Below are 14,584 nucleotides of genomic sequence, written 5' to 3'. Positions count from 1 at the left end.
GATCAACGGCCCACGGCGGCTAATCGACCTCATCCCCCGGATGACCGGCGTTTAGCCGACAAGGCTGAACCCACCAGGTCGGATGCGCGCCGGCGATTTCTGTGGCCGCCGCCTGAGCCGCCTCGTCATCTTCGAACAGCCCAAACACCGTCGCACCGGAACCGGACATCCGGCTCAAGAGCGCCCCCGGCGAGCGCCGGACAGCGGCCAGGGCATCCCGAACCTGGGGGACCAACCGAACGGCCGGCTCTTGCAGGTCATTGCGCTGCGCGGCGAGAAAATCTGCCATTTCGGCGACAGACGAGAACCGGTTTGGCAGGGCTGGTCGGTCGGCCGAGAAGGCCCCGCCTCCCGCGTCGTACGCGCGATAGACCGCCCCCGTCGGACTAGGCACCGCGGGATTGACCAGAACGGCAGGCAAGATCGGCATATCTGGTGCCGCAGAGAGCCGCTCGCCTTCGCCCTCTGCGAGGCATGCCCGCGCCTGAAGGCACATCAACCCATCCGCCCCCAGCGACCGGGCCGCCGCCTCCACCTGGTCCAGCGACAGGCCTGGATCCATCTGCCTTGCCAGGCGCAGGGCCGCCCCGGCGTCGGACGTGCCTCCTCCCAATCCGGCGGCGGCTGGAAGGTGTTTTGACAGATGCACACGCATCGGCTCCGCCTTCGCCAGCCTCAAGGCCCGCACGATCAGATTGTCGTCGACTGGACCGATCTGCTCGCCGAATGGCCCGTCGACACTGAGGGACATCTGCGAGGCCCGTTCGGCCCGCACCCGATCTCCGACATCGGCAAAGACCACAAGGCTGCACAGCTGATGACGCCCATCTGCGCCCGGGGCGGCAACATGCAGAAACAGGTTTACCTTCGCCGGCGCGAATTCGCTCAGCATCAGGGCTGCGAGGACCCAGCCCCAGACGGGGCCTGGCCGGCCAGTTTGGCCTCAAGGGCGGCGCGCTCGGCATCGTTCGGATCGAGCGTCAGCGCCCGATACCACTGGAACGAGGCCTCGCGCGCGCGTCCGACCTGCCAGTAGGCATCCCCGAGATGATCGTTGATCGTGGCGCTTCCGGGCTCCATCCCGACGGCCCGTTCCAGAATGACCACCGCCTCATCGAACTGGCCGTGCCGATAGCGCGCCCAGCCCAGGGAGTCCTGATAGTTGCCGTTGTCCGGTTCCGCCGCGACAGCCCGTTCGATCAGCGCCAAGCCTTCTTCAACCCGCATGTTCTGATCCACCCACATATAGCCGAGATGGTTCAGAATTTCCGGCTGGTCCGGGGACAGCGCCAACGCCTGTTGAAACGCGCTTTCAGCGGCCGCGTAGTCACCCCGTCGTTCCAGCGCAGCTCCGCGCTGAAACAGAACCACCCAGTCCTGCAGATCGGCGAGAGCCGGACCGTTCAGAACCTCGATGGCGGCATCATAGTGGCCATTGCTCGAGAGCAGCGCGGCCAGCACATAGGCCGAGGCCACCCCCGGACGACCATCGGCCATCGTCCGAGCAATCCTGACCGCCTCGTCACCAAATCCGTCTTCATCAAGGCTGGAGGCGATACGAATCTGGGCCTCGACATATTCAGGTGCCCCCACCGGCGTCTGAGCCCAGGCCTCGCGTGCGGTGCCCGACATGCCGATTTCTTTCAGCGCGTCACCCAGCATCAGCCAGGATTCCCCATTGTCGGCATCAAGTGCCAACGACATGCCGAGATAGGTGATCACGAACTCATGGGCCTCAGAGATAGCCGCCGCCGCCGCCGCATGCCCAAAGGCGAGGGCCGCGCCTTCATCAATGGTGATCAGGGCGGGCGCACGACCGCGACTCGTGGCCCGCTGGCGCGCGGCCGAAAGGGCCGAATCCGCACCGCGCGCCAAGCCCGCGTCGTACAGGGCAATCGCCTCGGCGCGCCGACCGCGACGTTCCAGAAACTCGCCATAGGGCAGCCGCGTCATTGAGGCGGCGGAACCGTCCAGCAACAGCGCTTGATACTGGGCGTCAGCGGCATCGAACTGACGGCGGCGCTCAAGGAGCAAGGCGCGGTAGTATCCCCCGAGAATGCGGGTCAGGGCATCGGCGTCGCTTGTCGTAGGGGCCAGCGCCGTGTTCCAGTCCCCCGCCGAAGCGGCCAGCCACCGATTGATCAGACGACCCGCCAACTGATGCGGTGACTGGACCGGATTGGCCTGAATCTCGCGGTTCAGATCTCGCGACTGATCATCAATAATGGCCTGGGCGATACGGGTCAGGCGACCGGCCTGAATCAGCGAGGCGGTCGACTCGCCCTCCACGAGCCGAACACTGGAGGCGGTGCGAACATCGCCGGCGAGAATGGCCGCGGAAAACGTCCTTTCGCGGACCAGTCGGTCATCGTCCGACTCCGCCAGGGCCCCTGCCAGGAACGCCGTTGCGGCCTCACCATCTCCGCGGCTCATGGCCGCCCGGCCTGCCAGGAACAGTCCATAGGATGTGCCACCATCCAGGTCGGGAGGACCAGGATCGACAACGACCGGAACATCCGGCGTCTCAGGCGTTTCCTGGGCGACGACGGACTGTGGCGCGGCGACCAGGATCAGGGCGGAAAAAGCGAGGTAGGACAGGCGCATGATCGTCACCTTCCCGCATAACGCGGCACAAGCAAGGCGTTTCCCTTACATGTTGGGATAGTTGGGGCCACCGCCGCCTTCAGGTGTCGTCCACACGATGTTCTGCGACGGATCCTTGATGTCACAGGTTTTGCAGTGGACGCAGTTCTGGGCGTTGATGACGAAGCGCGGGTCGGTCTTGGCCTGCTCGTCGGCATAGACGATCTCATAGACCCCCGCCGGGCAGTAGAGCCGCGCCGGCTCACCATATTCGGGCAGATTGACCGACACCGGCACGCTGGCGTCCAACAGCTTCAAATGAGCCGGTTGATCCTCGGCATGGTTGGTGTTGGAGATAAAGACAGAGCTCAGCTTGTCGAAGCTGAGCTTGCCGTCCGGCTTGGGATAGGCGATCGGCTTGTGGTCCTCGGCCAGACCCGTTGAAGCCGCATCCGTCTTGCCATGCTTGAGCGTTCCGAAGAGCGAAAAGCCGCCGAAGATCGACTGGAACCACATGTCGAACAGGCCGACTGCTCCACCCAGCGACGTGCCGAGGCGGGTGAGCAGCGGTTTGGCATTGCGAACCAGCCGGAGTTCCTTGCGCACCCACGACCGTTCGAACGCGGCTTGATAGGCATCCAGATTTTCGGCTTCTGAATCCGCACGCAGCGCCGCATAGGCGGCTTCGGCCGCCAGCATGCCAGTCTTCATCGCATTGTGGCTGCCTTTGATCCGGGGGACGTTCACAAAGCCGGCGCTATCCCCGATCAGAGCTCCGCCTGGGAAGGTCAGTTTCGGGATGGATTGCAGCCCCCCCTCAACGATCGCACGTGCGCCATACGAAATGCGATTCCCACCTTCGAGATGCTCGGCGATCGCCGGGTGATGCTTGAACCGCTGGAACTCATCAAACGGTGACAGCCACGGGTTGGCGTAGTTCAGATGGACGACAAAGCCGACCGCCACATAGCGGTCGCCAAAGTGATAGAGAAACGATCCTCCGCCGGTCTTGTCGTCCAGCGGCCATCCCGTCGTGTGCTGAACCAGACCCGGGCGATGCTGGTCCGCAGGAATCTGCCACAGCTCTTTCAGGCCAATCCCGAACTTCTGAGGCTCGGCACTATCGGCCAAACCGTGCCGCGCCATGATCGACTTGGCCAGGGACCCACGCGCGCCTTCGCCGATCAGAACATATTTGCCGTGAAGCTCGATTCCCGGCTGAAAATCGTCGGTCGGCTTACCCTCACGGTCGATCCCGAAAACGCCGGCGACCACGCCCTTCACGCGACCAGATGGCTCATCCCAGACAACGTGGCTGGCCGCCATGCCGGGATAGACCTCCACACCAAGCGCCTCGGCCTGTTCGGCCAACCAGCGACAGACATTGCCCAATGACGCGATATAGCAGCCGTGGTTGTGCATGAAGCCAGGCATGGCGAACATCGGCAAACTAAGCTGGCCTTGCGGCCCCAGCATCAGGAACCGGTCTTCCTTCACCGCTGTTTCCAGCGGCGCGCCCCGGTCTTTCCAGTCCGGGAACAGCTCCGCAAGCGCCTTCGGGTCGATCACGGCACCGGACAGGATATGGCCACCGATCTCGGCGGCCTTTTCGAGCACCGCAACCGAAATCTCGGTGCCGTCGGCCTCGGCCTGCTGCTTCAGGCGAATGGCGGCAGCCAGACCGGCAGGGCCGGCCCCGACGATCACCACGTCATATTCCATGATCTCGCGCTCGACACCGGCCAGAGCCTCAGCAGCCGGCAACCGGTCGATCACCGCCTCCTGCCAGGCGTCCGTCGCCCCACCGTCGCGTATCTGTTCCGCCATGCCACCGAATCCCCGTCGCATTCTCGAATTCTCGTTTGTCGGTTATCGGAAGGTGACGCCGGGGCGGTCAAGGACTATCCCTTCGCTGTGATGTCCGCGCACCCCGACGAAACGATAGACCGCGAGCTGGAAAGTGCCCTCGCCTTCTGGCGAGACGCCGGCTTGGACACCTGCGTCGAAGACAGCCCGGTTGATCGGGTCCATGTCCCTCAGCCTGTTCGGCGCTCGCCGGTCATCGTTGGCGGGGCCCCAGCCCCAACCGCGTCTGCAGGGCCGGATGTCGCCGCCGCCGTCGCAGAGGCAAAATCGCGTGCATCCGAAGTAGAGACGCTGGATGCCCTGGCCCACGCAATACGGGCCTTTGATGGCTGCCCGCTAAGCCGCCTGGGCGCCAAACAGGCCGTCTTTGCCCGCGGCAAGCCCGATGCCCAGGTCATGTTGATTGGTGAAGGCCCCGGTGCCGATGAAGATCAACGCGGCGAACCCTTTGTCGGTAAGGCCGGCCAGTTGCTGGATCGGATGCTGGCCGCGATAGACCTCAAGGACGAGGTGTTTATCACCAACACCGTCTTCTGGCGCCCTCCGGGCAACCGGACGCCGACTTTGGAGGAACAGATGATCTGTGCGCCTTTCGTCGAGCGCGCGATCGCCCTGGTCCAACCCCGGCTGTTGGTCCTGGTCGGCGGGGCCTCCGCCAAATTCATGCTCAAGAGCGACGAGGGTATCCTCAAGCTCCGAGGCCAGTGGCGCGACTGGCGACCCAGCGAGGGTGGCCAGACCTATCCGGCGCTGCCGATGCTCCATCCGGCCTATCTGCTCCGGCAGCCTCGCGAGAAAGCCAAGGCCTGGCAGGACCTTTTGTCGCTGGGCACGCGACTTGCTGGTCTGGACGCCCCTTCTCTAGAATCCTGAATCATCGGGGCGGAGATTTAATCGAATGCGTTTGCTGAGCGGCATTCTCGCTGCCTTTGTCGGTCTTGCACTGTTCGCGTCAAACGCGATTGCCGAGCCACGCCCTCTGAACGAGGCTGACGAAGCCTCCTACAGATCGGCATTCCAGGATGTCCGCAGGGGCGAATTCGCTTCGGCGCTCGATCGGGCCAGTCACCTTTCCGACCGTCTCCTGTTGGGACAGTTGCAGTTCGAGATTCTCTTCCACCGGGACTATGCCGCCTCGTTCGGAGAACTATCGGCCTGGCTCACCGAATATGCAGACCTGGCCGATGCTCCACGCGTCTATACCCTGGCCATGCGTCGGATCCCTCCCGGTGAGGCTGAGCCTCGCCTTCCCCCGGGCCTTGCTGCGAGCCGCGCCTATCAGGCCTCGGTCGGCATGGGGGAGTTCCGCGAACGGGAAGCCCGTCATCAACTGAATGATGGTTTTATCCAGCGCGCGTGGGAGGTCGGACAGATCCAGGGCGACTACTGGGTTGCGGGCATGGCGGCTTATCGTCTCGGACGGTACGCAGATGCCTTCGAGGCGTTCGAACGCGTTGCCATCGACCCTTCGGAAAGCGGCTGGATTCGCGCCGGTGCCGGCTATTGGGCGGCTCGCTCGCTGACCCAGGACCGCCGGCCCCAGCAAGCCACAGACTATCTACGCCTGGCGGCACGTTGGCCGACGACCTTCTATGGTCAGATCGCCATGCGCCAGCTCGGTGCCGAACCGTTGATCCTCAATGCGCCGTGGATCACGCCGGGCCCCAATACGGTGGTCTATGGCGCGCCCGAGGTTGATGAGGCTGCGGCTGCGGCCTTCGTCAGCTCCAATCCGGCCGCCCGCCGTGTCGCTGCCCTCGCCCAGATCGGGCGCACAGAGGATGCGATCGAGGAACTGCGCCTGGGTACCTTCAATGCCGCCACGTCTGACGAGCGCCTGCAATGGGCGATTCTGGGCGAAAGTCTCGCCTACCGCCTGGGGCTTGAGCGAACCAGCCAGATCGATGCGGCGGACTATCCGATGCCCGACCTCCAGCCCCAGGGAGGGTTTTCCCTGCCGCGCGGCCTGGTCTACGCGATTGCCCGCAAGGAGAGCCGCTTCAATCCCCAGGCCCGATCCGGCGCGGGGGCCTATGGCATCATGCAGGTCATGCCCGCGACCGCCGCCGAGCTGAGCGCCAATGTGGCCTTCCGGCGCGAACCGACGCTCCTGTTTGATCCTGCGATCAACATGCGGCTGGGCCAGGCCTATGTCGAACGTGTCATGGCGATGGATGCCATCCAGGGCGATCTGCTGCGGGCCATCGTGGCCTACAATGGCGGCCCGCGTCCCGTGATTGAGGCACGGCGTGCGTTGGGTGCCGATGCCGATTCCCTGCTGATCATCGAGAACATCCCGGTGTCGCAGTCGCGCCAGTACGTCGAAGAGGTGGTTGCAGCCTACTGGGTCTACCAACGCCTGCTGGGTGGGCGCATGGATACCCTGGACGCCGCGGCCCAGGGCATGCCGGTGATCCATGTGGCGCTGGATCGGGACCCTGAACCCCCGCCCCCCGTCACAACGGATGCGGCGAGCGAACAAACCGCATCACCGGCAACCCAACCGACCGAACCGCAGGCTTCAGGGCCGGCGACCGAAACCCCGACGCGCTAGGCCGGGCAGCGTCGCCATTCGACGGCATAGCCCTCGTCGATCCAGGTCACCTCCAGCCGGTTGTCATCAGCCTTGAGGCTGACCTCCTCATTCGAGGCTGCCCCCTCGGCCTGGCAAACGAATGTTGCGGTCCAGCCCGTATCGGTCGCGGTCAGATCGGTGATCTGACAGGTATTCTCATACCCCCTGAATTCGGTCGCGGTCACCTCAATGGGTCGTTCGGGGCCGATGGTGTTGCTGCACCAGGAAGGCTCCGCAGCCCAGAGGCCGACAAAGGCCGGGGGCGGCTCGACGGCGGGACCGGCGGGGGGTGCGGCCTGCAACGGCGCATCCTGCGGTGCCCCCTCGGCCCCCTCAGTCGATTCCGCTGCCGGCTGACAAGCCGCCAGCAGGGTTACAGCAGTCAGACACGCAAGAATTCTCATGGCGGGTTCCTCCTTATTCCATGAGGCGGTCGCACTCGCCGGGCTCGGGAATCCAGCAGTAGTCTGTCTTGCCGAACAGGCGATAACGGCGTCGGGCAATCAGGTCATAGACCCAGTCACGGCCCACGCGTGGCACGATGGCAAAGACCTTGACCCAGCGCCAGCCCTGAAGACTCGAAACAACAGCGATGGCAGCGTCCGATTTGAACAACGCAAACCCGCGTCGAATGACGGCATTGGACTGGGGATCGGTCGGGTCCAGCCCGAACAGCGCGGCCAGGACTTGTCCCTGTGGGGTCTGGATGGGCAGGAACCGGTAAATGCCGGCCTTGTCCCGACGCATGATCCATCGCACCCAGCGCGAGCAAAAGACGCACACCCCGTCAAAGAAGATGATCCCCTCAAGGGCCCCCTCTGCAGGGACGGGTTTCACGCCGCCGCCACCGCTTCGATTTCGACCAGCCAGTCGGTTTCAAACAGGCCCGTGACGATGACCGTAAGCGCGGGCTGGCGGCCAACCAGAACCTCGAGACGGACCTGACGGTTTTCCAGCGCGTACTGGCGATCCGCCAGATAGGTTGTCACCCGGACAAGGTTGTCCAGGGACATCCCGCCGGCGCTGAGCTGGGCCTCCACATTGGCCCACGCCTGACGGCACTGGCCTTCAAAATCGTCCGGCAGGCAGCCGTCCGGTCCGACCGGAACCTGGCCGGACAGGAATAGCCAGCGCGACACATCCGTCACCTCCACCGCTTGCGGATACTCGCCCTCGGTCGGAGGCGAACCGTCAGCGGTAAAGGCCCGCGCCTTCATTGCCGAGCCGAGGCGCTTTGAGCCCGCGTGGCCAGGAACTCCGATCCGGGCTTCCAGTCCGGCCATTGGTCGCCGTCAGCCAGATCTGCGACCAGTTGTTCGAGCAGGTCGAGGTTTTCGACCGCGGAACGCCAGTCGATATCGGCCGACCATTCGTCGCTACGCTCATGGTAGTACTGGTCCCACTGCTGCCGGTACGCCGGGGCCCCGACGTCGCGCCCGCCCTCGTCCCAGTCAACGCCGTGCCAGACCATCAAGGCCGGGACCCCAGCCAGTGCAAAGGGGAAGTGGTCCGAGCGATAGTAGAACCCTTCGTCCGGGCGTCCGTCATCGGTCACCACCCGTCCTTCAATAGCTGCGAGCCGGGCCAGATCATCCTCCAGCGTCGTCTGGCCGTAGCCAAAGATCGCCAGATCGCGGGTCGGCGGCGACAGCGGCAACATGTCGATGTTGACGTCCGCCACAGTGGTTTCAAGCGGCCAGACCGGGTGCTCCACATAGTAGTGGCTTCCCAACAAGCCCATCTCTTCGGCCGCCATATGGGCGAAGACGATCGAGCGCGGGCGTGGTCCCCGGGCGTGCAGCACCCGCGCCAGCTCAAGAACACCGGCCGTGCCCGACGCATTGTCCCAAGCCCCATTGTAAACCAGATCGCCGTTCCCATCCGGCGTATCGGCCACGCCAACGTGGTCCCAGTGGGCCGAAACAATCACGGTGTCGTCTGGCCGGTCGGTTCCCGGAATGCGCGCCAGCAGATTATAGGTCTGAATCGTGTCGACCTGTTCCTGGATATCCATCGACAGCGTTACCCCTTCCAGGCGACGCGCGCGAAACTGACCGGAGGCCGCCTCAGCAAACCACTGTTCCGGGTCGCCGTCATTCGAGCGGATCCAGCCCATCAGCGGCTCCATGGCGAGATAGCCCGACGCCTCGATGTTCTCGACACCCACCACCTGGGTCGAGGGCCGGCCCACATAGCCGGCAATGCCGCGCCACTGTGCCGATCCGGCCTGAACGGCGATGGCGTTCAGCACCGCCAGTGCCCCCCGCCGGTGCGCTTCCTCGGTCTTGTAGGAATCCAGGCCGTAGAGGCTGGGATACTCGCCATTGAATCGGTCGTCATCGGGTTCGCCCATTAAGACGATGACGACCGCGCCCTCCACATCAATTCCCGCATAGTCATCCCAGCCGCGGTCTGGGGCCGAGATTCCGTAGCCGGCAAACACCACCGGGGCCCCCTCAAACTGAGCCCGGCCATCTCCATAGGTTGCGCGGACCAGCGCCGCATTGGCAGCTCCCGTCAGATTGACCGTCAGGCCGTTGCGCATCGACGCCCGCACCGATCCGCCGGGCGCAGACGTGTAGCGTGTCAGGGTGACAGGCTGACGCCACTGACCGTTCGGGCCGCCGGGTTCGAGTCCCATGGCCTCGTACTGGGCTTGCAGATAGTCCAGCGTCATCCGCTCGCCGTCCGTTCCCGGCTCGCGCCCCTGGAACGAATCGTCGCTCAGGATACGGACATGCTCGGACAGCCGGGCCGCCTCGACGCCGGCCTCCTGAGGAGCCACCACCGGTGAGCCGGCATTCGCCGTTGCGCAGCCCGCCAGCACCAGGGCCAGCAGACCGCCCATCGCACCCCTGATCCCAATCATCCCGCTCTCTCCAGAAACAGCTCAGGCCTCGCTGTCATGCACAGCGAGGCCTGGCCAGTTACCATTGCGTCAGAATTCGCCGGCTACTGACGGCGCGCCGCCGTCCGGTCGCGAACCGGGCGGAATTCAGTGCCCTCATTCCACGTCGGCCAGACCCGGTTATTGGCGATTTCCAGACCCATCCCGTAGAGCAGCATGATGTCCTCGGCCATGCCCTCCAGGTTCCAGTCCGCAGACCACTCATCGTCCGCCTGATGGTAGCGATGGGCACGATAGTCGGCGCTGGCCGCCTCGACCGCAGCCGCTCCGCCGATCCGCAGGGCCGTCCCGCCGTCCGCGTACAGCATCGGAATGCCGCGCTTGGCCAGCGGGAAATGGTCTGACCGGAAATAGTAGCCGGCTTGCGGCTCGGTATCCGCTGACACCGTCCGACCCTGCAGGGCCGCATGACGAGCCAGGTCCAGCTCAAGCGACGAATAGCCAGACCCCGTCACCGACACGTCGGTCATCCGCCCCAGCACATTCATGCCGTCCATATTGAAACCCGCCACGGTCAGCGCAGGGTCATAGAGCGGATTGGCCGCATAGAACTCCGACCCCAGCAGACCGCTTTCTTCGGCCGTAAAGCCGATCAGCACGATGGATCGCTCAGGCCGAGGGCCTGAACCATACAGACGTGCCAGCTCGATCAGCGCCGCCGTACCGGTCGCATTGTCGACCGCCCCGTTGAAGATCGCATCGCCGTTCGCATCGGGCTCGCCGATGCCGATGTGGTCCCAATGCGCCGTGTACAGGACCGTCTCATTGGCATGGGTCGTTCCCGGCAGTCGGCCGACGATGTTGGCCGTTTCGATCGTGTCGCTGGTCAGGTCATACGAAGCATCGAAGGTCGCCCCCGGGATTTCCACCGCCTGGAAGTTCGGCGAGCGGGCCTGGGCCTTGAGCGTTTCGAAATCCAGCCCGGCCTGACGGAACAGCTCGACCGCCGTATCACGGGTGATCCAGGCTTCCAGCGCCGTCCGCTCCGACGCCGGATTGGCCCGCTCAATGTCGAACTGGGGGCCGGTCCAGGAATTGCGCACGGTATTCCAGCCGTAGGACGCAGGCGCATCCTCATGGACGATCAAGACCCCGGCGGCACCCTGGCGGGCCGCTTCCTCATACTTGTAGGTCCAGCGACCGTAGTAGGTCATGGCCCGACCATTGAAGGTGTTCAGGCTTGGATCTTCGAAATCCGCATCATTGATCAGAACGACAATGATCTTGCCGCGCACATCGACGCCGTCGAAATCGTTCCAGTTCCGCTCCGGCGCATTCGTGCCGTAACCGACAAACACCATGGGCAGGTTGCCCAACTCAACGTGCCCATCGCCATCCGGCAGACGGGTCGACATGACGATTTCTTCACCCTGGTCCAGGCGGAGCATACGCCCACCCACCGAGATCGAAGCCTCGGCTCCACCCATGTTGAAGCGACGAAGCGTCACCGGCTGGACCCAGCTTCCGTTCGGGCCACCCGGCTCAAAGCCCGCAGCCGCGAACTGGCGCGAGACGTACTCGATCGTACGGCCCTCACCCTCGGTCCCGATACCGCGCCCTTCGAACTCGTCCGACGACAGAACCCGGACGCTCTCTGAGAGCGTGGCTGTCTGGGTCGGGGTCGGCCCGGCTGGGGTGACGACTTCCGGCGCAGCGGCACCGCCACAGGCTGCCAACATCAAAACGGCCCCGCAGGCCAAGGTGGATCGGAACATTCGGGCAGCCTCCTCAACTGTACGGGCGTGACCCTAGCGAGACGACTTCGGCCTGTCACGCAACCGCTACTCGATCTCGACCACCTCGACGCGGGCACCGGACAACACCAGGGCGATTTCGCCGCGCTTGAGCTTGAGGGCATCCTCCCCGAACAGCTCACGCCGCCAGCCGCTCAGAGCCGGCACATCAGCCGTGTCAGAAATCGCGATCTTTTCCAGGTCCGCGACATTGGCGATCAGCTTGGGAGCCACGCCGCGATTCTCGCACTTGGCCTTCAGCAGCACCTTCAACAATTCGACGACCGAGGCCGGTGCGGGTGGCTGGTGGGCCGGGCGCTCGACGTGAGGCGCATTGGCCTCGGGGTCTTTCAGAACGGGACCCAGCGCCGCGATCAGATCGGCGCCCATGCGTGACGCCCCGAAACCCTTCGGCACCGAACGCAGGCGATTGAAGGCATCCACGTCCAGCGGGGTCTGGGTCGCAATCTCGTCGACCGCCTCGTCCTTCAGAATGCGCCCGCGCGGCTGGTCGCGCTCCTGGGCGGTACGCTCACGCCATTCCGCCGTAGCCTTGAAAGCCGCCAGGTACTTTGCCGTGAACCGCTTCGGCTTGAGACGCTTCCAGGCGTTCTCGGGCGACACGTCATACAGCGCCGGGTCCGACAAGGCGGTCATTTCCTGGCTGACCCATTCCAGGCGTCCATCGCGCTCCAGACGATCTCGCAGCTTGGGATACAGCCGCGCCAGATGGGTCACATCAGCCAGGGCGTAGTCGTACTGGGCGGGTGTAAGCGGTCGGCGCGCCCAGTCGGTGAAGCGGCTGCCCTTGTCGACCTGCTTGTTAAGCATCTGACGAACCAGGGAATCATAGCTGACCTGATCGCCGAATCCGGCCGCCATCGCCGCCGCCTGGGTGTCAAACAACGGTCGTGGCATGGCCCCCAGCTTGTTGAAGATCTCCACGTCCTGACGCGCGGCGTGAAAGACCTTCACCGTGGCCGGATCCCGCAACAGGTCCAGAAACGGCGTCAGATCGATCCCATCGGCCAGCGGATCAATAACCGCCTCATGCTCCGGCGTTGCCGCCTGGATCAGACACAGTTTGGGCCAATAGGTCGTCTCGCGCATGAACTCAGTGTCCACCGCGATAAACGGAGCGCCTTTGACAGAATTACAGAACGCCGCCAGGGCGGCGTTGTCGGTGATCGGGTTCATGGGGTAGCTATAGCCCGCTCGCGCCCTCCCCTGACAAGGGTGCTACCACCATTTTCCAGCTTTCGGAGCTTTGCGCCGCCATGTCCGACCGGCCGAACGGTCTTACCTATGCAGATGCTGGTGTCGACATCGACGCCGGCGAAGCCCTCGTCGATGCCATCAAGCCACTGGCCAAGGCGACCCGTCGCCCCGGTGCCGAACCCTCGCTTGGAGGATTCGGGGCCCTGTTCGATCCCAAGGCCGCCGGCTTCACCGATCCGTTGCTCGTCACCACCACCGACGGCGTCGGCACCAAGCTCAAGATCGCCATCGAGACGGGGCGCCACGATCATGTCGGCATCGACCTGGTGGCCATGTGCGTCAACGACCTGCTCGCCCAGGGTGCTGAGCCGTTGATGTTCCTGGACTATTTCGCGACCGGCAAGCTCGAAGTCGAAGTCGCTCGCCGCGTCGTTGCCGGCATTGCCGAAGGCTGCAAGCTGGCCGGCTGCGCGCTCGTGGGGGGCGAAACCGCTGAAATGCCCGGCATGTACGGCGATGGCGAGTACGATCTCGCGGGCTTCTCCGTCGGTGCCGTCGAGCGCGGGCACGTTCTGCCACGGTTGGATGAACAGAAACCCGGCGACGCCATCATCGGGGTCGGATCATCCGGGCCGCACTCGAACGGCTATTCGCTCATCCGCAAGATCGTCGAACGCTCAGGCTTGGCCTGGGCCGACGACGCTCCGTTCGCCCGGGATCGCACTCTCGCCCAGGCGCTGATGGAGCCGACCCGAATCTACATCAAGTCGATCCTGCCCATCATGAAGTCGGGTCGGATCAGCGGCGGTGCCCACATCACCGGCGGCGGTCTGATTGAAAATCCCCAGCGCGGCGTGGCCGAAGGTCTGGTGCCGGTCTTCGATTGGGAGGCCTGGACCCTGCCCCCCCTGTTCAAATGGCTTGGCGACCAAGGGGGCGTCTCCGACCACGAGCTGCGCCGGACGTTCAACTGTGGCGTGGGTTTCGTGCTCTATGTCGCCGACGACCAGGCGGGCTCGGTCATCGCCGATCTTGAGGCCGCCGGCGAAACCGCCTTCATCTGTGGAACCCTGCAATCGGCATGAAGAAGGCCCGGGTCGCTGTCTTCATCTCGGGTACCGGCTCGAACATGCTCGCCCTGATCGAGGCGGCTCGCACGCCGGACTGCCCGTATGAGGTCGTCTGCGTCCTGTCCAACAAGCCGGACGCACCGGGCCTGAGCCACGCTCGCGCCCTCGGTGTAGAGGCCATCGCCGTCGATCAGACCCCCTTCGGCAAGAACCGCGAAGCCCATGAGCGCGCGATCCACGCCGAACTGGGCATCCGAAACATCGCGTGGATTGCCCTGGCCGGCTACATGCGTCTGCTCACGCCGTGGTTCGTGGGCCAATGGCAGGGTCGCCTGATCAACATCCACCCGTCGCTGCTGCCGAAGTATCCCGGCCTCGACACGCACCGCCGCGCGTTGGAGGCTGGTGACACAAAGACCGGCTGCACCGTCCATCACGTCGTCGCTGAAATGGATGCCGGCCCGATCATCGACCAAGCCCGCGTGCCGGTCCTTGAGGATGACACGCCCGAAGCCCTGGCCGCGAGAGTGTTGGAGGCCGAACACGCCCTCTATCCGGCGGCCCTGGCTCGCGCCATCCTGACGGCGACCCGCTAGACCACCAATCCTCACGTCCTCCCGGCGTGGAATCT

13 protein-coding genes are annotated in these 14,584 nt (G+C 64.6%); 4 read left to right on the top strand and 9 right to left on the bottom strand.

Annotation, left to right across the window (positions count from 1 at the left end; genetic code table 11):
• Positions 1-19 precede the first annotated feature (19 nt).
• Genes G391_RS0109725 through G391_RS0109715 form a run of 3 tightly spaced genes read right to left on the bottom strand, consistent with a single transcriptional unit; the run spans position 20 to position 4,410 of the window.
• On the bottom strand, positions 20-895 hold the full coding sequence (locus G391_RS0109725; protein ID WP_029087350.1) for a 4-(cytidine 5'-diphospho)-2-C-methyl-D-erythritol kinase: 876 nt from the start codon (positions 893-895) through the stop codon (positions 20-22).
• Positions 892-2,604: a tetratricopeptide repeat protein gene (locus G391_RS0109720; RefSeq protein ID WP_029087349.1), complete on the bottom strand. Its 1,713-nt coding sequence runs from the start codon at positions 2,602-2,604 to the stop codon at positions 892-894. The genes G391_RS0109725 and G391_RS0109720 overlap by 4 nt, the downstream gene beginning before the upstream one ends.
• A 45-nt stretch (positions 2,605-2,649) precedes the next feature.
• Positions 2,650-4,410 (bottom strand): electron transfer flavoprotein-ubiquinone oxidoreductase, encoded by a 1,761-nt coding sequence (locus G391_RS0109715; protein ID WP_035304233.1) that lies wholly within the window; start codon positions 4,408-4,410, stop codon positions 2,650-2,652.
• A gap of 90 nt (positions 4,411-4,500) precedes the next feature.
• Between G391_RS0109715 and G391_RS0109710 the strand changes: the two genes are divergently transcribed.
• Both G391_RS0109710 and G391_RS14495 read left to right on the top strand, forming a co-directional pair.
• A complete protein-coding gene (locus G391_RS0109710) occupies positions 4,501-5,322 on the top strand; it encodes a uracil-DNA glycosylase (protein WP_029087347.1) in 822 nt (273 codons plus the stop codon).
• Positions 5,323-5,347: 25 nt separating this feature from the next.
• Positions 5,348-7,003, top strand: coding sequence for a lytic transglycosylase domain-containing protein (locus tag G391_RS14495; RefSeq protein ID WP_051257278.1), 1,656 nt, complete (start codon positions 5,348-5,350; stop codon positions 7,001-7,003).
• On the opposite strand, the gene G391_RS14490 is transcribed toward G391_RS14495, so the two are convergent.
• The 6 genes from G391_RS14490 to rnd all read right to left on the bottom strand — a co-directional run bounded on the left by G391_RS14490 (position 7,000) and on the right by rnd (position 12,862).
• Positions 7,000-7,428 carry a hypothetical protein gene (locus G391_RS14490; protein ID WP_035304231.1) on the bottom strand — a complete coding sequence of 143 codons (429 nt, stop codon included), beginning with the start codon at positions 7,426-7,428 and terminating at the stop codon, positions 7,000-7,002. The genes G391_RS14495 and G391_RS14490 overlap by 4 nt on opposite strands.
• Positions 7,429-7,441: 13 nt before the next feature.
• Positions 7,442-7,861, bottom strand: coding sequence for a thiol-disulfide oxidoreductase DCC family protein (locus tag G391_RS0109695; RefSeq protein ID WP_029087346.1), 420 nt, complete (start codon positions 7,859-7,861; stop codon positions 7,442-7,444).
• The gene (locus G391_RS0109690) at positions 7,858-8,241 is read right to left on the bottom strand and encodes a RidA family protein (protein WP_029087345.1); all 384 of its coding nucleotides are present in this window, start codon (positions 8,239-8,241) and stop codon (positions 7,858-7,860) included. Before G391_RS0109690 ends, G391_RS0109695 begins: the two co-directional genes overlap by 4 nt.
• Positions 8,238-9,893 (bottom strand): M28 family peptidase, encoded by a 1,656-nt coding sequence (locus G391_RS0109685; protein WP_029087344.1) that lies wholly within the window; start codon positions 9,891-9,893, stop codon positions 8,238-8,240. Before G391_RS0109685 ends, G391_RS0109690 begins: the two co-directional genes overlap by 4 nt.
• Before the next feature lie 83 nt (positions 9,894-9,976).
• Complete coding sequence (locus G391_RS0109680) at positions 9,977-11,647, bottom strand: M28 family metallopeptidase (protein WP_029087343.1); 1,671 nt, start codon at positions 11,645-11,647, stop codon at positions 9,977-9,979.
• Positions 11,648-11,713: 66 nt separating this feature from the next.
• Positions 11,714-12,862 (bottom strand): ribonuclease D, encoded by a 1,149-nt coding sequence (rnd, locus tag G391_RS0109675; RefSeq protein ID WP_029087342.1) that lies wholly within the window; start codon positions 12,860-12,862, stop codon positions 11,714-11,716.
• Positions 12,863-12,942: 80 nt separating this feature from the next.
• Here rnd and purM point away from each other — a divergent pair, with 80 nt between their 5' ends.
• Together purM and purN are read left to right on the top strand one after the other, a co-directional pair.
• Positions 12,943-13,968 carry a phosphoribosylformylglycinamidine cyclo-ligase gene (purM, locus tag G391_RS0109670; RefSeq protein WP_029087341.1) on the top strand — a complete coding sequence of 342 codons (1,026 nt, stop codon included), beginning with the start codon at positions 12,943-12,945 and terminating at the stop codon, positions 13,966-13,968.
• Positions 13,965-14,549 carry a phosphoribosylglycinamide formyltransferase gene (purN, locus tag G391_RS0109665; RefSeq protein WP_035304229.1) on the top strand — a complete coding sequence of 195 codons (585 nt, stop codon included), beginning with the start codon at positions 13,965-13,967 and terminating at the stop codon, positions 14,547-14,549. Before purM ends, purN begins: the two co-directional genes overlap by 4 nt.
• Positions 14,550-14,584 lie beyond the last annotated feature (35 nt).

This window comes from Brevundimonas aveniformis DSM 17977, from assembly GCF_000428765.1.
GTDB classification, from domain to species: Bacteria; Pseudomonadota; Alphaproteobacteria; order Caulobacterales; family Caulobacteraceae; genus Brevundimonas; species Brevundimonas aveniformis.
The sequence above is the reverse complement of the archived record's forward strand: the minus strand, read 5'-3'. Positions and strand labels throughout refer to the sequence as shown.